The 18,508-nt window shown below is 64.3% G+C and carries 19 protein-coding genes; 15 read left to right on the top strand and 4 right to left on the bottom strand.

All coding sequences use genetic code 11. The features are described from left to right. The first annotated feature begins 7 nt into the window (after nucleotides 1–7). From GQB03_RS03745 to GQB03_RS03730, 4 genes are all read left to right on the top strand, one after another. Complete coding sequence (locus GQB03_RS03745; RefSeq protein ID WP_159684603.1) at nucleotides 8–700, top strand: class GN sortase; 693 nt, start codon at nucleotides 8–10, stop codon at nucleotides 698–700. A gap of 60 nt (nucleotides 701–760) precedes the next feature. Beyond that, nucleotides 761–1,135, top strand: a complete 375-nt coding sequence (locus GQB03_RS03740) for a DUF488 domain-containing protein (protein ID WP_159684600.1) — start codon at nucleotides 761–763, stop codon at nucleotides 1,133–1,135. A gap of 116 nt (nucleotides 1,136–1,251) precedes the next feature. Then, nucleotides 1,252–3,393: a TonB-dependent receptor family protein gene (locus GQB03_RS03735; RefSeq protein ID WP_159684597.1), complete on the top strand. Its 2,142-nt coding sequence runs from the start codon at nucleotides 1,252–1,254 to the stop codon at nucleotides 3,391–3,393. Nucleotides 3,394–3,410: 17 nt separating this feature from the next. After that, complete coding sequence (locus GQB03_RS03730) at nucleotides 3,411–4,298, top strand: alpha/beta fold hydrolase (RefSeq protein ID WP_159684594.1); 888 nt, start codon at nucleotides 3,411–3,413, stop codon at nucleotides 4,296–4,298. 30 nt (nucleotides 4,299–4,328) lie between these two features. Here the strand turns inward: GQB03_RS03730 and GQB03_RS03725 are convergent, their stop codons facing one another. Further along, nucleotides 4,329–4,829 carry an OsmC family protein gene (locus tag GQB03_RS03725; RefSeq protein ID WP_159684591.1) on the bottom strand — a complete coding sequence of 167 codons (501 nt, stop codon included), beginning with the start codon at nucleotides 4,827–4,829 and terminating at the stop codon, nucleotides 4,329–4,331. Between the two features lie 469 nt (nucleotides 4,830–5,298). Here GQB03_RS03725 and GQB03_RS03720 point away from each other — a divergent pair, with 469 nt between their 5' ends. The 7 genes from GQB03_RS03720 (at nucleotide 5,299) to GQB03_RS03690 (ending at nucleotide 10,493) form a co-directional block, all read left to right on the top strand. Next, the gene (locus GQB03_RS03720) at nucleotides 5,299–6,468 is read left to right on the top strand and encodes a porin (RefSeq protein ID WP_159684588.1); all 1,170 of its coding nucleotides are present in this window, start codon (nucleotides 5,299–5,301) and stop codon (nucleotides 6,466–6,468) included. A 206-nt stretch (nucleotides 6,469–6,674) separates the two neighbouring features. Further along, nucleotides 6,675–7,820, top strand: coding sequence for a pyrroloquinoline quinone biosynthesis protein PqqE (gene pqqE / locus GQB03_RS03715; protein WP_159684585.1), 1,146 nt, complete (start codon nucleotides 6,675–6,677; stop codon nucleotides 7,818–7,820). Then, the gene (gene pqqB, locus GQB03_RS03710) at nucleotides 7,817–8,734 is read left to right on the top strand and encodes a pyrroloquinoline quinone biosynthesis protein PqqB (protein WP_159684582.1); all 918 of its coding nucleotides are present in this window, start codon (nucleotides 7,817–7,819) and stop codon (nucleotides 8,732–8,734) included. The genes pqqE and pqqB overlap by 4 nt, the downstream gene beginning before the upstream one ends. Nucleotides 8,735–8,746: 12 nt before the next feature. Beyond that, nucleotides 8,747–9,511 (top strand): pyrroloquinoline-quinone synthase PqqC, encoded by a 765-nt coding sequence (pqqC, locus tag GQB03_RS03705; RefSeq protein ID WP_159684579.1) that lies wholly within the window; start codon nucleotides 8,747–8,749, stop codon nucleotides 9,509–9,511. Nucleotides 9,512–9,560: 49 nt separating this feature from the next. Next, complete coding sequence (pqqA, locus tag GQB03_RS22920) at nucleotides 9,561–9,695, top strand: pyrroloquinoline quinone precursor peptide PqqA (protein WP_200832096.1); 135 nt, start codon at nucleotides 9,561–9,563, stop codon at nucleotides 9,693–9,695. A gap of 43 nt (nucleotides 9,696–9,738) precedes the next feature. Further along, a complete protein-coding gene (gene pqqD, locus GQB03_RS03695) occupies nucleotides 9,739–9,996 on the top strand; it encodes a pyrroloquinoline quinone biosynthesis peptide chaperone PqqD (protein ID WP_159684576.1) in 258 nt (85 codons plus the stop codon). Continuing rightward, a complete protein-coding gene (locus GQB03_RS03690; RefSeq protein ID WP_159684573.1) occupies nucleotides 9,981–10,493 on the top strand; it encodes a DUF302 domain-containing protein in 513 nt (170 codons plus the stop codon). Before pqqD ends, GQB03_RS03690 begins: the two co-directional genes overlap by 16 nt. A gap of 12 nt (nucleotides 10,494–10,505) precedes the next feature. Here the strand turns inward: GQB03_RS03690 and GQB03_RS03685 are convergent, their stop codons facing one another. Both GQB03_RS03685 and GQB03_RS03680 read right to left on the bottom strand, forming a co-directional pair. Further along, nucleotides 10,506–10,955: a universal stress protein gene (locus GQB03_RS03685; RefSeq protein WP_235026928.1), complete on the bottom strand. Its 450-nt coding sequence runs from the start codon at nucleotides 10,953–10,955 to the stop codon at nucleotides 10,506–10,508. Further along, on the bottom strand, nucleotides 10,945–11,673 hold the full coding sequence (locus GQB03_RS03680; protein WP_159684570.1) for a TerC family protein: 729 nt from the start codon (nucleotides 11,671–11,673) through the stop codon (nucleotides 10,945–10,947). The genes GQB03_RS03685 and GQB03_RS03680 overlap by 11 nt, the downstream gene beginning before the upstream one ends. 204 nt (nucleotides 11,674–11,877) lie before the next feature. Here GQB03_RS03680 and GQB03_RS03675 point away from each other — a divergent pair, with 204 nt between their 5' ends. Next, the gene (locus tag GQB03_RS03675) at nucleotides 11,878–13,041 is read left to right on the top strand and encodes a UbiH/UbiF family hydroxylase (RefSeq protein ID WP_159684567.1); all 1,164 of its coding nucleotides are present in this window, start codon (nucleotides 11,878–11,880) and stop codon (nucleotides 13,039–13,041) included. A gap of 180 nt (nucleotides 13,042–13,221) precedes the next feature. Then, complete coding sequence (locus tag GQB03_RS03670; RefSeq protein WP_159684565.1) at nucleotides 13,222–13,938, top strand: DsbC family protein; 717 nt, start codon at nucleotides 13,222–13,224, stop codon at nucleotides 13,936–13,938. Nucleotides 13,939–14,103: 165 nt separating this feature from the next. Here the strand turns inward: GQB03_RS03670 and acs are convergent, their stop codons facing one another. After that, complete coding sequence (gene acs, locus GQB03_RS03665) at nucleotides 14,104–16,074, bottom strand: acetate--CoA ligase (RefSeq protein ID WP_159684562.1); 1,971 nt, start codon at nucleotides 16,072–16,074, stop codon at nucleotides 14,104–14,106. 275 nt (nucleotides 16,075–16,349) lie between these two features. On the opposite strand from acs, the gene GQB03_RS03660 reads away from it, so the two are divergent. Both GQB03_RS03660 and GQB03_RS03655 read left to right on the top strand, forming a co-directional pair. Further along, nucleotides 16,350–16,871 (top strand): TIGR00645 family protein, encoded by a 522-nt coding sequence (locus tag GQB03_RS03660; RefSeq protein ID WP_159684559.1) that lies wholly within the window; start codon nucleotides 16,350–16,352, stop codon nucleotides 16,869–16,871. Between the two features lie 63 nt (nucleotides 16,872–16,934). After that, nucleotides 16,935–18,458: a fumarate hydratase gene (locus tag GQB03_RS03655; protein ID WP_159684556.1), complete on the top strand. Its 1,524-nt coding sequence runs from the start codon at nucleotides 16,935–16,937 to the stop codon at nucleotides 18,456–18,458. Nucleotides 18,459–18,508 lie beyond the last annotated feature (50 nt).

Below are 18,508 nucleotides of genomic sequence, written 5' to 3'. Positions count from 1 at the left end.
AATCAGGATGAACACCAATGACTTCTGCCACGATCGCGGTTACGCGGAATTCCTCGGCGTGGAATGCGCCTGGCCTGCCAATGCCAACCTCGGCACACCCCGCGCCGAACTCGTCCGCCGGCACACACCGGCGCGTCGCCTGGCGGCAATCGCGGCGCTCACGCTCGCCGTCACTGCCTGCTGGCATCTCGGGCAGGCTGGCTACATCCAGGCCAAGGCCTGGTTCGCGCAGGTGCTGATCGCCGACGCATGGTCACGCACCCTCGAAGGCGAGCGCGAAGCTCGACCGTGGCCGTGGGCAGATACCTGGCCGGTGGCCCGCTTACGGGTGCCCGGCCGCCACGCCGAGGCTTACGTGTTGGCCGGCGCGAGTGGCCGCACGATTGCCTTCGGCCCCGGCTACATGTTCGGCACCGCGCTGCCCGGCGAACGCGGCAACAGCGTCATCGGCGCCCACCGCGACACCCACTTCGCATTCCTGCAATGGGTGCGAAACGGCGACCTCATCGAACTCGACACGCAAGGCGGCACCACTGTCCGCTACCGCGTGAGCAACACCGAGGTGGTCGATAAATCCGATACCCGCGTACTCGCCCAGGGCAGCCGGACCCGCGAGCTGACCCTCATCACCTGCTACCCCTTCAACGCGCTGAAGGCCGGTGGGCCGCTGCGCTACGTGGTGACTGCTCGGGAGGCATGACACGGCGGTCTGGCGGAACGATGGTGCGGCTGCCAGACTGAGGCGAAGGGAGGCCGGAAAATGGAGATCAGGACCAAACGCATCTATGAAGCACCCGCAGCGGACGATGGTCTGCGGGTGCTGGTCGATCGTCTGTGGCCGCGGGGAATTCGCAAGGCGGACGCTGCGGTCGACCTCTGGCTGCGTGAGCTTGCCCCATCGGACACCCTGCGCAAGTGGTTCGCGCACGATCGTGCTCGCTGGGACGATTTCCGGCGGGACTATCTCGCGGAGCTACGCAGCTCGCATTCAGAGCTGGCGGAGCTCCGCGAAGCAGTTGCCAGCGGCCCCGTCACCCTGCTGTTTGCCGCCCGCGATGCCGAGTGCAACAACGCGGTCGCGCTCAAGGCCTTCCTCGAAGCAAGCGGTGACGACGATTGCGGCGAGATCTCATGATTTTCTTGAGCCCGCTACACAGACTGCGACGAGCCTGCACCCGACTGCCCTGGCTTAGACTTGCCCCAGGCTCGCCCGCGACCCCGCGCCGGCGCACAAATCACAACAGGTAAGCCATGTCCACACACACATCACGCCGCACGACCAACACAGACGTCCCGCAACGTCGCCCGATCAGCATCGGCCTCGCGCTCGCCCTCTCGATGGGCAGCTTCGCCGCGGGTGCAGCCGAAGCCGATCTTCAGCTCAAACCGGTGGTCGTGACGGGCAGCCGGGTGGAAGCTCAGAGTTTCGAGCTGCCTTTCTCGGTCGACGTGGTGGACCAGCGCAGCATCAGCGAGGGACAGCTCAAGGTCAACGTATCCGAGTCGCTCGCCGCCGTGCCCGGCCTGGTGGTGCAGAACCGCCAGAACTACGCCCAGGACCTGCAGATCTCCTCGCGCGGATTCGGCGCCCGGGCCGCCTTCGGGGTACGCGGCATCAAGCTCGTCACCGACGGCATTCCCGCCAGCACGCCGGACGGCCAGGGTCAGGCGGCCACCTTCAACCTCGACACCGCCGAACGCATCGAGGTACTGCGCGGCCCCTTCTCCACGGTGTATGGCGCCAGCTCGGGCGGCGTGATTCAGCTCTTCTCGCGCGACGGCAGTGGCCCACCCAGCATCAAGGCCGGAATTCTCGGGGGTTCGTGGGGCACCACCAAGTACGAACTCGAGGCCGAGGGTGAAAAAGGCGGCGTGGGCTTCCTGGTGAATGGCTCGCGCTTCGAGACCGATGGCTATCGCGACCACAGCGCCGCCAGTCGTGACCAGAGCTTTGCCAAGATCACCCTCAAGCCGGATGCGGACAGCAAGCTCAACTTCATCGCCGCGACGCTCCATCAGGCCGACACCCAGGACCCGCAGGGCGTGACCTGGGCCACTTTTCAGCGAGATCCGCGTGCGGTCGAAAGTGCCGCCATCGACTACAACGTGCGCAAGAACATCGACAACGTACAGGGCGGCATGAATTACGAGCGCCGCATCGGTGCCGGCACACTGCAATTCTCCGCCTATGCGGGCAAGCGCAGCGTACTGCAGTACCAGTCGATTCCCGCGATCGTGCAGAACATTGCCACGCGCCCCGGCCAGGCCGGGGGCGTGATCGACTTCGACCGTGAATTCCACGGCATGTCGGCAAGGTGGATACAAACCCTGGCCGCGGCCGGCGGCGAACTCACACTCACCGGCGGCATCGACTACGACCGCTCAGAGGACGACCGCCAGGGCTACGAGAACTTCCTCGGCCCGGCAACCGCGCCGACAGCGCTGGGCGTACGCGGCAACCTGCGCCGCGACGAGATCGACACGGTCACCAGTCTCGACCCCTATCTGCAGGCAAGCTGGAAAAGGGGTAGCTGGGGCTTGCAGGCCGGCCTGCGCCACAGCCATGTCGAGACCGAGGTCGACGACAAATACCTGGTCAATGGCGACGACAGCGGCAGCGTGAGTTTCAGCAAGACCACGCCGGCCGTGGGTGTGACCTACGAGCTCAGTCCCGCACTGAACCTCTATGCCAGCGCGGGCAAGGGCTACGAGACGCCGACGCTCGGCGAGATGGCCTATTCGGCGGGCGGCGCCGGCTTCAACCTCGGACTCAAACCCTCGACCAGCACCCAGTACGAGCTTGGCGCAAAGGCTTTCGTCAGCGACTACACCCGCGTCAATGCCGCGGTGTTCCAGATCAGCACCGAAGACGAAATCGTGCCGGCAGGCGCCACCGGTGGACGCACCTATTACACCAATGCCGCCTCGACCCTGCGTCAGGGTGTCGAGGTGGCGGTCGACAGCGAATTTTCACGCCAGTGGCGCGGCAAGCTGGCCTTCACCCACATGCGTGCCATCTACGACGAGAGCAGCGGTGCGATCAGCGCAGGCAAGCGCCTGCCCGGCATCCCCGCGACCAGTATCTATGGCGAACTCGCCTGGCAGCCCATGCAGGGCCTCACCACCGCGCTCGAGACGGTGTATCGCAGCCACGTGTTCGTGAACGACGGCAACGATGCACGGACCGCGCCCAGCTACACCCTCTTCAACCTGCGCGTTGCCGCCACCCAGAAGCAGGGCGCGTGGCAGTTCCAGGAGATGCTGCGGCTCGACAACCTGTTCGATCGCAAGTACATCGGCTCGGTCATCGTCAATGACAGCAACAGCAAGTTCTACGAACCCGGCCCAGCCTTCAGCGCCTACGCCGGGGTGAGCGCGCGCTACACCTTCTGAGCCGGCGTCCCCGCCCCGTGGCCGGACTTCATCCGCCCGCCGAGCCCCGCGCGGTCCATCGGCTGGCGGCGGGTGACGGCCACGAACTCTACGTGGAGGACTGCGGCCCGCGCGACGGCTTCCCGGTGATCTTTCTCCACGGTGGGCCGGGCAGCATGTGCACCGACCGACATCGCCGCCTTTTCGATCCACGGCGTCACCGCGCCATCCTCTTCGACCAGCGCGGCTGCGGCCGCAGCCGCCCGGCCGGCGAGATCCGGGCCAATTCCGCCGAACACCTGGTGGCCGACATCGAACTGATTCGCGTCCACCTCGGCATCGAAGCCTGGCTGGTCTGGGGCGGCTCGTGGGGCAGCCTGCTGGCGCTGGCCTACGCAGCCACGCGTCCGGAACGGGTGCGCGCACTGTTGCTGCGCGGGATCTTTCTCGGCGGCGATCGCGAACTGGATGCCTATCTGGCGAACTTTCAAGGCCGCACCGAGAACGAGGCGGCCCGCGACTGCATCCGCCGCCTGCAGCACGATTTCGAATCCGGTCCCGCCAGTGTCCGCGCAGAGATCACACGCCGGTGGTTGGCCCATGAGGCGGCGCTGATGGGCGAGACGATTGCCGACGCGCCGCCGGAGGCCAGCGCAATCGCGAAGACCCGGCTCCAGCTTCACTATCTGGCGCGGCACGCTTATCCGCGTGCAGCGACACTGCTCGAGGCGGCCGCCCGGCATGTCTTGCCGGGCATCATCGTCCAAGGTGACAACGACCCGATCTGCCCACCAGGCGCCGCACGGGCGCTGGCCGGCGCCTGCCCTTCATTGCGATTGCAGGAGATTCCGGGCGCCGGACATGGGCAGTTCGATCCGGAAATCCTGGCAGCAAGCCTCGCCGCGCTGGATGCGCTGACGTCCTGAAACACCAGGCTCGCGCCGTCGCCTCACGCTTCAGCCGGGTGCGTGCCGGTCGCCCGACCCCGAGTCGTCGGCCACGTGGAAGCGGGCGCGGTACGAGACGGGAAAACTCACCGAACGGGCGATGAAGCACACCTCGTGTATCCGGCCGTGAATCCTTTCGGCCGCGGCGATGTCCGTCCCGGCGCCGACGGTGATTTCCGGCCGGAGTTCCGCCGAAACGAAACGGCCCGCTCCCGACGGCAGGGTCTCACCATAACCCACCGGCTCGTCCCGGTAGGCGAGCACGACGATCCCCGCGTCGCTCGCGTAGTGCAGATACCAGAGCATGTGACAGGCCGAGAGCGCCGAAAGAAGCAAGTCCTCGGGATTCATCTTGGCCGGATCCCCGCCCAGCATCGGGTCGTTCGAACAATGCACCACCGCCTTTCCCGGCACTGCGATGTCCCAGGTCCGGTCATAGCCACGATAGCTGCGCGTGCCCTCGCCGCGATTACCGGTCCATACGATCCCGGTCGTAAAGTTGTGCTCCATTGATTACGCCTCGCATCACACTGTCGATATCCATCCTTTTACATCGACTGGCGACGGACTGCTAACCGGGACTGCAACCAAACACCCGCCATCGCCTGCCTTCCGGTCCTTCCCCGCGCCCTCCTCCGCCCCCGCCCGAGCGATCTCCACGCCCGATCTGCTCCAGCTTGCATCAGGTCGAGCGGTATCACCTGCTTCGTCGCGCAACGCCGCCTGCTCCAATCCGCAACACTTGGACGCCCAGTGCAAACCCCTGACGGGCAAGGCGATTTTGTACGCAAGCCGCGCCAGATCTCGGTTTTCGACCTAACCGAAAGAACGTTGGCATGACATGCCAACCCGAGAGGCACGCGCCTTGCGATCTGCTCCATGCGTCACGACGCGCAGGCTCCGGAGGACCCGGCCTGCCAGGGAGGGCGCGGCACCGCTCGTGCAGCGCAGACAAAGACCAGACATACGGAGACAATCCATGAAGAGATCCACCATTGCCAAGCTTGTGAGCCTGGCCTTCGTTTCGGCAGCCGGCAGCGCCCAGGCGGTAAGCTTCACCCAGGGCGATGCCACCCTGGACATCAACGGCACCATCAACGGCTTCTACTCTTTCCGTTCGGTCAATGACAATGGCGCAAAGACCGACAACTCGGCGCTTACCAACGGCCTGCTGCCAGGCTGGATCAACTTCGTGTTCACCACCAAGACCGAAGGCATGGACATCAAGGCCCACGTCGGCCTTGCTCCGGGCATCAACGATTCGTCGACCGTGGTCGGCCTGCCGACCGCGCCGGGCGCAGGCTCCACCGCCGGTTCCACCAGCCCGTTCTCGCAGATCGACGTGCGCAACCTGTACTTCCAGTTCGGCAACGACAGCATGGGGACGGTCAAGTTCGGCCGTGACATCGGCCTGTTCGCGCAGAAGATCATCCTCTCCGACATGACCCTGCTCGGCCTGGGCGGCGCCACCAACGCGTCGATCCCGTTCAACACCACCTTCGGGATGATCGGCCACGGCTACATGTACACCGGTTTCCAGCCGCAGATCACCTACACCACGCCGGACATGAACGGCTTCTCCGCATCGGCCGGCATCTTCCAGCCGAAGGATTTCATCGGCAGCGGCGAAACCAGCACGCCGGGCTTCCAGGCCATCGCCAGCTATGACTGGAAAGGCGCGACGCCGGGCTCGGTGTGGGGCGGCCTGGTACACCAGAGCACCGACGGCGGCGTGGCCAACACGCCGACCTTCAATGCGCGCGGCTTCGAACTCGGCGCCAAGGTCGGCTTCGGCAACTTCGAGGCAGTCGCCTACGGCTTCGACGGCAAGGGTCTCGGTCTTTCGACGGTCGGCGCACAGTTCTTCTCACCGTTCGGCGAAACCGACAGCCAGGGCTACTTCCTGCAGGGCACCTACAAGTTCGGCAAGACCAAGGTCGGCCTGAACTATGGCGAGAACAAGGACAAGAGCGGCACGCTCACCGAAACCAACAAGAGTCGTGGCGTGACGCTTGGCGTCTATCACACCCTCAACAAGTACATCACCCTGGTTGGCGAATACAACCAGGAAAAGAAAAGCGGCGCGGACCTGTATGGCGACAGCTTCAAGGCCCGCACCATCTCGCTCGGCGGTGTCATCTTCTTCTGACCCTGCCTGTTGCACCGGGGATTTCGATGCTCTCCCTCGCTCATCGTGCTTCCCGGCATGTTTCTTCCTCGTGATTGCGGCGCCTTCGGGCGCCGCTTTTTTTCGACGCCGCATATCAAGAAATTCGCCAGTGACAAGCGGACGCCATCTGCACGCCGGCGCCGCGCCGGCCCGGCACGATGAGCGCACGATCAAGGAGTGACGCGATGTCCGACCTCTCCATTCCCCGCGGCCTGCCGATGTGGCTGACCGCAGAGCTGACCTACCGCTGCCCGCTCAAATGCAGCTGGTGCAGCAACCCGCTCGACTATGCGGCTTACACCGCCAACGAGCTCGACACCGACGAGTGGAAGCGCGTCCTCACCGAAGCCCGCGCGCTCGGCGCCGTGCAGCTCGGTCTTTCGGGTGGCGAACCGCTGCTGCGTGACGATCTCGAAGTGCTTGTCGCGCATGCCGACAAGCTCGGCTTCTACACCAACCTCATCACCTCTGGCGTGGGGCTCACCGAAGCGCGTCTCGACGCACTGATCGCAGCCGGCCTGCGGCAGGTGCAGCTCTCGCTGCAGGCCTCGACCGCAACGCTCACCGACCGCCTCGTCGATGCCCGCGCCCATGCGCTCAAGCTCGAAGCCGCCCGCATGGTCAAGGCACGCGGTCTGCCGATGGTGCTCAACGTACCGCTCTTCCGTCACAACCTCGGCGAGATCGATGCGCTGCTGCGCTGGGCGGCCGAGCTCGGTATCGAGTACGTGGAGCTTGCCAACATCCAGTACTACAACTGGGCCCTGATGAACCGCGCCGAGCTGATGCCCTCGCTCGAAGCGCTGCGCGAAGCCGAACAGGTGGTCGAGCGCTGGCGCGAGGCGGGCAAGCGCGGCGAACACGGCATGACCCTCTATTTCGTGATCCCCGACTATTACGAAGGCCGCCCAAAGGCATGCATGAACGGCTGGGGCAACATCCACCTGACGATCGCACCCGATGGTATTCCGATGCCCTGTGTCGAGGCGCGGGTGCTCCCCGGACTCGAGTTCCCCTCGGTGCGCATGCACAGCCTCGACTGGATCTGGAACGAGTCGCCGCTGTTCAAGCGTTTTCGCGGTTTCGACTGGATGTCGCCGACCTGCCGCGAATGCCCGGACAAGGAGAAGGACTTCGGCGGCTGCCGCTGTCAGGCCTTTCTGCTTACCGGCGATGCCGCCGCCACCGACCCCGCCTGCAGCCGCTCGCCCGACCACCGGGAGGTCGCTGAGATCACCCGGCGGGCGGGCCAGCCGATCCATTTCCACATGCCGCTGGTCAAGCGGGCAGCCACTGCGGTGATCGCCGAAGCGACCGAGGAGGTGCAATGAAGATCCTCGTACTCGGCTCGGCCGCCGGCGGCGGCTTTCCGCAATGGAACTGCAACTGCCACAACTGCGCGGGCGTACGCGCGGGCGACCCGCGCTTCCGCGCCCGCACCCAGTCGTCGATCGCGATCAGCGCGGACGGCGTGCATTGGGCACTCATCAATGCCTCGCCGGATATTCTCGCGCAGCTCAAACAGCACCCGGAACTGCAGCCCGCCCGCATGTTGCGCGACAGCGGCATCAGCGCCGTGATCCTTGTGGACGCGCAGATCGATCACACCACCGGCCTGTTCATGCTGCGCGAGCGCGCCTCGCAGCTACCGGTGTGGTGCACCGAACCGGTGCACCAGGACCTCACTACCGGCAATCCGGTTTTCGGCGTGCTGCAGCACTTCTGCGGCGTCGACTGGCACCCGCTGCGCGCCGACCCGCCAACGCCATTTTCACTGCCCGAATTGCCGGACCTGCGCTTCACGCCGGTGGCGCTGGCGAGCCAGCCACCGCCGTTCTCGCCGCGTCGCGGCCGCGCTCACCGCGAGGACAATATCGGCCTGCTGGTCGAGGATCTGCGCAGCAGCCGAAAGCTGTTCTATGCGCCCGGCCTCGGCGCGATCGAACCGCACCTCGACGAGTTCCTGGCCCAGGCCGACTGCATCATGGTGGACGGCACCTTCTGGACCGACGACGAGATGATCCGCCTCGGCCTCTCGCGCAAGACCGCCAGGGAAATCGGCCACCTGCCGCAATCCGGCGGCGACGGCATGATCGCCCGCCTGTCGCCCTACGCGAGCGCGCGCCGCATCCTCATCCACATCAACAACACCAACCCGATACTCGATTCGGCCAGCCATGAGCGACGGATGCTGCAGAACGCGGACATCGAAGTGGCCTTCGACGGCATGAAGATCGAACTCTAGGAGACATCCGCCATGGACCGTCACGCCCCACCGCTTTCGACCGAACTGTTCGAGGCCGCCCTGCGCAGCATGGGTGACCGCTATCACATCCACCACCCCTTCCAGCAGATGATGCACCAGGGCCGGCTGGACCGCCGCCAGCTGAAGGGCTGGGTTGCGAACCGCTACTACTACCAGCTCAACATCCCGATCAAGGATGCCGCGATCCTCGCCAACTGTCCCGACCGCGAGATCCGCCGCCACTGGGTCCAGCGCATCATCGACCACGACGGGCGCGACGGCGAGCCAGGCGGCATCGAGGCATGGATCCGCCTCGGCGAGGCCGTCGGGCTGAGCCGCGACGAAGTCGTGTCGGAGCGCCATGTGCTGCCAGGCGTGCGCTTTGCGGTCGATGCCTATGTAAACTTTGCCCGGCAGCGACCCTGGCAGGAAGCCGCGGCCGCGTCGCTCACCGAGCTGTTCGCCCCGGCCATTCATCAATCGCGCCTCGACAACTGGCCGACGCACTATCCGTGGGTCGACACGGAAGGCTACGGCTACTTCCGGCGCCGGCTCTCCGAGGCCCGCCGCGATGTCGAACACGGGCTGGAGATCACGCTCACGCACTTTCGCACGCGCGACGAACAGCGCCGGGCGACCGACATCCTGCAGTTCAAGCTCGACGTCCTGTGGAGCATGCTCGACGCCATGCTGCTGAACTATTGTCGGGTGGACATCGACGGCTTCGGCGATTACCTGCCGATGCGCCGCGACCGACCCTCCGCGCTGGAATCATGAATTTCGCGAGCCCGGCTCACGGCTTATTTCGACGGCAGGCCGGGCCGGGATGATCGACACTGTGTTCACCGACGACAGCCGTCGTCGCCCACCACCAAAGGAGCGCATCATGACCTGGGAAACCCCCGCCTATCAGGAAATCCGCCTCGGCTTCGAAGTCACCGCCTACGTCTACGTCCGCTGAACCCGGGTGCGGGGCCAGGCCCCGCATCGCCAGGAGGCTCGTCATGACTCCCTCGATCGCCCCCCGCTTCATCCTGCGCTGGGAACCCGCCCAGCAGGCCCATTTACTGCTGTTTCCCGAAGGCGTGGTCAAGCTCAACGGCAGCGCGGGTGAAATCCTCGCGCTGTGCGACGGCAGGCGCAGTGCGCCCGAGATCATCGACGCCTTGCAGCAAAAGTTCGACGCGCCGGACGGCGTCATTGCCGAAGGTGTATACCGCTTCTTTTCAGAAGCGGAATCCAAGGGATGGGTCCTTACCTGAACACGGGGGCATGGCTCCTTGCCATGACCGCGAGCCTCTTCTGCGTTGCCGCCCCACCATCACACGCGGCTGGCCCGACCTCGCTCGAGATCGCACCAAGCACCTATGCACGCACCCGTGAAGCGCTCATCGAATCGATCGAGGACGAGGGGCTGCTCGTTTCGTCGGTGAGTGGCTTCGGCGCGATGCTCGAGCGCACCGAAGCCGATCTCGGTCATCACGGCAACATCTACCGAAACGCGGAAGTCTTCGCCTTCTGCAGCGTGCGCATCGCCGCGAGACTGGCCCTGGAAAACCCCGACAACATCGCCCTGTGCCCCCTGAGCATCGGGATCTACGAGCTCAAAAGCCAGCCCGGCAGGGTGAAAATGGTCTATCGCACGCCAGCCACCGACACCCCCGGCGACCGGGACGCAAGGGCGCTGCTTGCACGGATCGCCGAACGGGCGCGGACCAGCGCCCGCGTCGTCACGACGGATGGCGACACGACACGCTAAAAGCCGGGGGCATCATTTCACCAGGGTGAGCGGTATCGTCGTCGCAGCCAGCACGCCACGGGCGACCGACCCCATCAAGGCGCCGCCCAGTCCCCTTCGTCCACGCGTTCCCATCACCAGTATGTCGAACGCCTGCTCGGCAGCGTAGCGGCAGATCGTCTCGACCAGATGGCCGACCGCGATGTGCTGGGTGTACCCGATGCCTGCCGCATCGAGCGCAATGCGCGACGGCTCGAGTTCGGCGATACCCTCGTCGCGATACCAGCCGTCGATCTCCTCGGGCGTGACGAACATGCGCACATGCCCGGACTCGACCGGAATCTGGACATTCAGTATGTGGATCTCGAGCCCGGCCCCTGCCCGCACCAGGTCGATCACATGCCCAAGCGCCCTGCCCGAAGGCAGCGAGCCGTCAACCGCAACCAGTACCCGCAGCGTCATCGCCTTTCCCCTATCCGTCACCGTGCCCGTCCAGCGGTATCTCACGCAGCGGCGCGCTGCGGGCTGTCATCCGCCCCGACAGCCAACGCCCGACAAACACCACCAGCGCTGCCCCCGCCAAACCCGCCACCAGCGCAGCGTGCGGCAGCCGAGCCGCAATCCGGTCGTGCCACACCACATCGCCGACCAGCATACCCCCAGCAATCCATCCGAGCAGCGCGCCACCGAGGACGATCACTACCGGGAAGCGGTCCATCAGCCTGAGTACGAATCTGCTGCCCCACACGATCACCGGAATCGACACCACGATGCCGAAGATGACGAGCGCGATATCCCCCTTCGCCGCGGCGGCAACCGCGATGACATTATCCAGGCTCATCACCGCGTCGGCGATCACCACCGTCCTCACCGCGGAGAACAAAGTCGTTCCGCCCTCTATACGGCCATGTTCGTCCTCACCCTCGGGCAGCAGCAACTTGACGCCGATCCACAGGAGCAGCAGGCCGCCGACGATCTTGAGAAAGGGCAGCGCAAGCAGATGGAGCGCAAAGTAGATGAGCACGATACGCAGGCCGATGGCCCCGATCACACCCCAGAAGATGCCGCGGTTGCGCTGATGCTCGGGCAGGCGTCGGCAGGCGAGCGCGATGACCACCGCGTTGTCGCCGCCGAGCAGGATATCGATGGCGATGATCTGCAGCACCGACAGCCAGAAACCACCATCGAACAGGAATTCCATTGCATGTCCACGTTGCGGGCCGCCCGCGGCGGCCGACCGGCGCGACTTTACTCTGCCTGCACGTCCAGTCCAATAGCGTCGCCAGCCGGGGCGGGTGACTTGACCAGGCGCGTCGGGCACAATCCCGGCCTGGAGCGGGCTCGAAGGTAATCTTGAACTTCGGGCTTCACGGTATCGGGTATTACAGGTTCGGGGACCTGAAGCATGGATTTCGACATTCTCATAGTCGGCGCCGGACTGGCCGGTGCCAGCCTCGCTGCGGCGCTACGCGGCACCCATCTACGCATCGGCGTCATCGAAGCTCGCCCGCCGGCCCCCGCTGGCGACTGGGACGCCCGCATTTACGCAATCAGCCCGGTCAATGCGGCCTTTCTCGAGAGGATCGGCGCCTGGGAGCATCTCGACCACAGCCGGATCGCGCCGGTATACGACATGCAGATCCACGGCGACGACGGCGGTCGTCTCGATTTCTCGTGTTACGACAGCGGACTTGACGAACTGGCATGGATCGTCGAATCGGGCCTGATGCAACGCGAGCTCTGGGAGAGCATCAAACGCCAGCACAACGTCAAGCTGCTCTGCCCTGCGGTCCCTGCATCGCTGGCCCGCGAAGAAGACAAGGCCAGCATCTTCCTGGAGGACGGTCGCCGGCTCGATGCAAGGCTGATCGTGGGGGCTGATGGTGTTCAGTCCTGGGTGCGTGACAAGGCGGGCATCGAAGCCCACTTCAGTCCGTACGCGGAAAAGGGCGTGGTCGCAAACTTCAGCTGCTCAAAACCTCATCACGGCGTTGCGCGCCAATGGTTCCGCAAGGACGGGATCCTCGCCTGGCTGCCACTGCCCGGCAATCGCATTTCGATCGTATGGTCGGCACCCGATGCCGTTGCCGACGAACTGATGGCGCTCGAGCCGGATTTACTGGCACGGCGTGTCGCCGAAGCGGGCGGAAATCAGCTCGGCGTGCTCGAAGCACTCGGTCCGGCGCAGGCCTTTCCGCTACGGTTGATGCGAGTGGATGATCCGGTGGGCGCCCGGCTGGCGCTGATCGGAGACGCAGCCCACGCGATTCATCCGCTTTCGGGCCATGGCATCAATCTCGGCTATCAGGACGCCATGACCCTGGCCGACAAGCTCGCAGCCCTGCCGGGCTGGCGCGACCCCGGCGAAATCGAAGTACTGCGCAGCTACGCCCGCGCGCGCGCAGAGGAAACAGCCCTGCTGCAATACACCACCCATGGGCTCAACCATCTCTTCAGGCCGACGAACCCGATCGTCTCGGGCCTGCGCAATCTTGGAATGAACCTCACCAACAGGATACCGGTCGTACGCAATGCGCTGGTTCGCTACGCGATCAGCGGAAAGTTCTGAATGATTTATCCGATCAGCTCCATCGGCCTGCACCGGATGCGGACGGCGTAACGACGCGAAGTCCTGTTTAACGATGACGGCCAACGAGCCTTCCTCGATGGACAAGTCCCTGAGGGACTCCGGGCTCATCGCCGAAAACGATTAACATCCTTCTCGAGATCGACCAACAAGGAAATGATGATGCAATTGCGTTTTACCCGGGCCGTGCTGCCCATCATGCTGGCCGCGGCCGGCTTGGCCCATGCCGACGAAGCCTCCGTCAAGAAAGGGGTCGAGGCCTTTCTCAATGCGCCTGCGGTCGCATCGGTCACGAAAACGCCATACGGAGGCCTTTACGAGGTGGTGCTCAAGTCGGGCGATCTGATCTACACCGACGAAAAGGTCGGATTTCTGGTCGATGGCAGCATCATCGACAGCAAGACCCGGCGCAACGTGACTCAGGCACGACAGAATGAGCTCTTGAAGATCGACTTCGCGAGTCTGCCCCTCGATCAGGCGATCAAGCAGGTCAAGGGGAACGGCAAGCGGGTCATCGCCACCTTCGAGGACCCCAACTGCGGCTTCTGCAAGCGCCTCGCCAAGGAACTCGAATCGGTCGACGACATCACCATCTACACCTTCCTCTACCCGGTCCTGGGTCCTGATTCGCTCGACAAGTCAAAGAACATCTGGTGCGCCAAGGACAAGGGTGGGGCTTGGAACGACTGGATGCTGAGCGCGAAGACGCCTGCGAGCGCCAGCTGCGACACCTCGGCGATCCAGAAGAACACCGCCTTCGGCCAGAAGCACCGGGTTAACGGCACGCCAACCATCTTCCTCGCCGACGGCAACCGCATCGGCGGCTTCGTGCCGGCCAAGGAACTCGAACGGATGATGAGTCAGGTCGGCAGCAAGTAAAAAATGCGCCGCCTGCTGCATGCAGGCGGCGTCTCAAGAAAAAAGGGCGCGTTTCCGCGCCCTTCTCCCCCTCCCATCGGTCGGCTTAAGGGGCCGACTGCCTCCAATTATTCTTTTGCGGAAGTTCGCCCCTCTTGCGGGGGCGATCCTTCCCGAGTGGTTCGATCAGCCCTTGAGCTGGTCGAGGATGGCCGGATTTTCGAGCGTCGAGGTGTCCTGGAGGATTTCCTCACCCTTGGCAAGCTGACGCAGCAACCGGCGCATGATCTTGCCCGAACGGGTCTTCGGCAGGTTCTCACCGAAGCGGATGTCCTTCGGCTTGGCGATCGGGCCAATCTCGTGGCCAACCCAGTTCTGCAGCTCCTTGACCACGGCCTTGGCTTCGTCGCCGGTCGGGCGCGGACCCTTGAGCACCACGAAGGCAACGATCGCTTCGCCGGTCACATCGTCGGGACGACCGACAACGGCCGCTTCCGCCACCTTCTCGTGAGCGACCAGAGCCGATTCGATTTCCATCGTGCCCATGCGGTGGCCGGAAACGTTCAGCACATCGTCGATACGCCCGGTAATGGTGAAGTAGCCGGTTTCCGCGTCGCGGATGGCGCCGTCGCCCGCAAGGTAGAGCTTGCCCTGGAAATCCGGCGGATAGTAGGACTTCACGAAACGGTCCGGATCGTTCCAGATCGTGCGGATCATCGACGGCCATGGACGCTTGACCACGAGGATGCCGCCCTGCCCCCAGGGAACGTCGGTACCGGTCTCATCCACGACCGCGGCCATGATGCCCGGGAAGGGCAGCGTGCACGAACCCGGCACCAGCGGCGTTGCGCCCGGCATCGGGGTCATCATGTGCGCACCGGTTTCCGTCTGCCAGAAGGTATCGACGATCGGGCAGCGACCGCCGCCGACGTTCTCGTAGTACCACTCCCAGGCGGCCGGGTTGATCGGCTCGCCCACCGAGCCGAGAATCCGCAGGCTCGACAGATCGTACTGTTTCGGATGCACCGACTCGTTGTTGTCCGCGGCCTTGATCAGCGAACGGATCGCGGTCGGTGCGGTGTAGAAGATCGTGACCTTGTGGTTCTGGATCATCTTCCAGAAACGACCCGCATCGGGATAGGTCGGTACGCCTTCGAACACGATCTCGGTCGCGCCACAGGCCAGCGGCCCGTAGGTGATGTAAGTATGGCCGGTGACCCAGCCGATATCCGCCGTGCACCAGAAGACGTCGTCGGGTTTGATGTCGAAGGTGTATTTCATCGACATCACCGCCTGCAGCAGATAGCCGCCCGACGAGTGCTGGACGCCCTTCGGCTTGCCGGTCGAACCGGAGGTGTAGAGAATGAAGAGCGGATGCTCCGCATCGACCCACTCGGGCTCACAGACCTCGGACTGGCCTTCCACCGCGTCGTGGAACCAGATGTCGCGGCCGGCAACGATGTTGCAGTCACCGCCGGTACGCTTGACCACGATGACGTTCTTGATGGAGTCGCAACCGCCAAGGGTCAGCGCCTCGTCGGCGATCGGCTTGAGCGGCAGGGCCTTGCCGCCACGGTGCTGGCCGTCGGAAGTGATCAGTGCAACCGCGCCGGCATCCTCGATACGATCGCGCAGCGCCTGGGCGGAAAAGCCGCCGAACACGATGGAGTGCGTTGCACCGATACGGGCGCACGCCTGCATCGCGACCACACCTTCGATCGACATCGGCAGGTAGATGACGACGCGGTCGCCCTTCTTGACGCCCATGCCGCGAAGCGCGTTGGCGAACTTGCTGACACGCGAGAGCATGTCCTTGTAGGTGACCTTGGTGACTTCGCCATTGTCGGCTTCGAAGATCACCGCGACCTTGTCGCCCAGCCCTTTCTCGACGTTGCGATCCAGGCAATTGTAGGAAACGTTGAGCTTGCCGTCCGGGAACCACTTGAAGAAAGGAGCGTTGCTCTCGTCGAGGACGGTAGTGAAAGGCTGTTTCCAGTCCAGCAGCTCACGGGCATGACGCGCCCAGTACCCCTGGTAATCGGCTTCCGCTTCCTTGCACAGTGCGTTGTAGGCATCCATGCCGGAAATCGCAGCGTTCTTCATCGACGCTTCCGAGGGGTAGTACATCTTCTGCTGGGTGGTTTCGTTGTTCGACATCGCTAACCTCTCCTCAACTTCATCGTTGTTTCAAAGATGCCAGGCTTCGCCTGATCGGTTTGCGCCGAAGGGTTGCCCCTCCGGTCGTATTCGTAGTGCTATGTCGGCGTCCCGATTGCTCCGGTGAATGTCACGATTTAACAAAACCATTCTTACACGGCACTTACACATTCCGGAAGCATCGGCGTATGTGCACCGCAGCAGAAGCGGCTCGCGGAGATGTTAAAATGCGCCGCCACGGCAAACTGCCGGATCCCGGAAAAATCCCGCCCATCATGCGTATGCTCCGAATTCTCGAATCCACCATTTTCTGGAGCCGCTGGCTCCAGGCCCCGCTCTACCTCGGACTGATCGTTGCCCAGGGCGTATATGCCTACAAGTTCATCAAGACGCTGGTCGCGCTCATCCAGGACCTGCCCGGTCTCACCAGCGACCAGATCATGATCATCGTGCTCGGGCTCATCGACGTGGTGATGATCGCCAACCTGTTGATCATGGTGATCATCGGCGGCTACGAGACCTTCGTCTCGAAACTCGATCTGGACAGCCACCCGGACCAGCCGGAATGGCTCAACCACATCAGCGCCGGCGTACTCAAGATCAAGCTTGCCACCGCGCTCATCAGCATCTCGTCGATCCACCTGCTGGCCTCCTTCATGAACGCCGACAATGTCAGCGAAAAGACCCTGCTGTGGCAGGTGATCATCCATGCTACGCTCCTCGTTTCCGCGCTGCTGCTGGCATATACCGACAAGGTCATGAACCAGAGCATCCGCCTGGAAGCCGATCATCACTAGGCGCGCGGCCCGCAGCAGCCAGAACGAAAAACCATCAAGACAGATTTATCCGGGGGAAAACACATGACCGCAATTCGCCAGGACGACCTGATCAAGTCGATCGAAGACGCGTTCCAGTACATCAGCTACTACCATCCGCTCGACTACATTTCGGCGCTGGGTGAAGCCTACGAGCGCGAGGAAAGCCCCGCAGCCAAGGACGCCATCGCCCAGATTCTGACCAACTCGCGCATGGCCGCCGAAGGCCATCGCCCGATCTGCCAGGACACGGGTATCGGCATGGTCTTCATCAAGGTCGGCATGCAGGTCACCTGGCCGGACGCCACCATGAGCATCCAGCAGATGATCGACGAGGGCGTGCGTCGCGCCTACTCCAATCCGGACAACCCGCTGCGCGCCTCGGTGCTGGCCGACCCCGCCGGCACCCGCAAGAACACCAAGGACAACACCCCCGCCGTGGTGCATTTCGAGGTCGTCCCGGGCGACGGCGTCGAAGTCATCTGCGCGGCCAAGGGCGGCGGCTCCGAAGCCAAGGCAAAGTTCGCGATGCTCAATCCCTCCGACGACCTGGTCGAGTGGGTACTCAAGACCGTCCCGACCATGGGTGCCGGCTGGTGCCCGCCGGGCATCATCGGCGTCGGCATCGGCGGAACGCCGGAAAAAGCGATGCTGCTGGCCAAGGAATCGATCATGGCGCCGGTCGACATGCACGAGCTCAAGGCACGTGGCGCCAGCAACCGCGCCGAAGAGCTGCGCCTCGAACTCTACGAGAAGATCAACGCGCTGGGCATCGGCGCCCAGGGTCTCGGCGGCCTCACCACGGTGCTCGACGTCAAGGTGCTCGACTACCCCTGTCACGCCGCCAACCTGCCGATCGCGCTGGTCCCCAACTGCGCCGCCACCCGCCACTGCCACTTCCATCTGGACGGTTCCGGCCCGGCGAAGATCGAGCCGCCGAAGCTCGAGGACTGGCCCGCCGTCACCTGGACACCGGATCTCAAGTCCGCTACCCGGGTAGACCTCGACACCCTCACCAAGGACGAGGTCGCCGCCTGGAAGCCGGGCCAGAAGCTGCTCCTCAACGGCAAGATGCTGACCGGCCGCGACGCCGCCCACAAGCGCATCGCCGACATGCTCTCCAAGGGCGAGAAACTGCCGGTGGACTTCACCAACCGGGTCATCTACTACGTCGGACCGGTCGATCCGGTGCGCGACGAAGTGGTCGGCCCGGCCGGCCCCACCACTGGCACCCGCATGGACAAGTTCACCCGCATGATGCTCGAGCAGACCGGCCTGATCTCGATGATCGGCAAGTCCGAACGCGGCCCGGTCGCCATCGAGGCGATCAAGGACAACAAGTCGGCCTACCTGATGGCCGTCGGCGGCGCCGCTTACCTGGTCGCCAAGGCGATCAAGTCGGCCAAGGTCGTTGGCTTCGCCGATCTCGGCATGGAGGCGATCTACGAGTTCGAGGTCAAGGACATGCCGGTCACCGTGGCGGTCGATTCGAGCGGCACCTCGGTGCACACCACCGGCCCGCGCGAGTGGCAAGCCAAGATCGGCAAGATTCCGGTCGCGGTTGCCTGAAGCCGCTGCTTGACGAGAGGAAGCCCGGCCTGTGCCGGGCTTTTTTCTTT

The organism is Cognatazoarcus halotolerans, from assembly GCF_009800965.1.
In the GTDB taxonomy this organism is placed as follows: Bacteria; Pseudomonadota; Gammaproteobacteria; order Burkholderiales; family Rhodocyclaceae; genus Cognatazoarcus; species Cognatazoarcus halotolerans.
The sequence above is the reverse complement of the archived record's forward strand: the minus strand, read 5'-3'. Positions and strand labels throughout refer to the sequence as shown.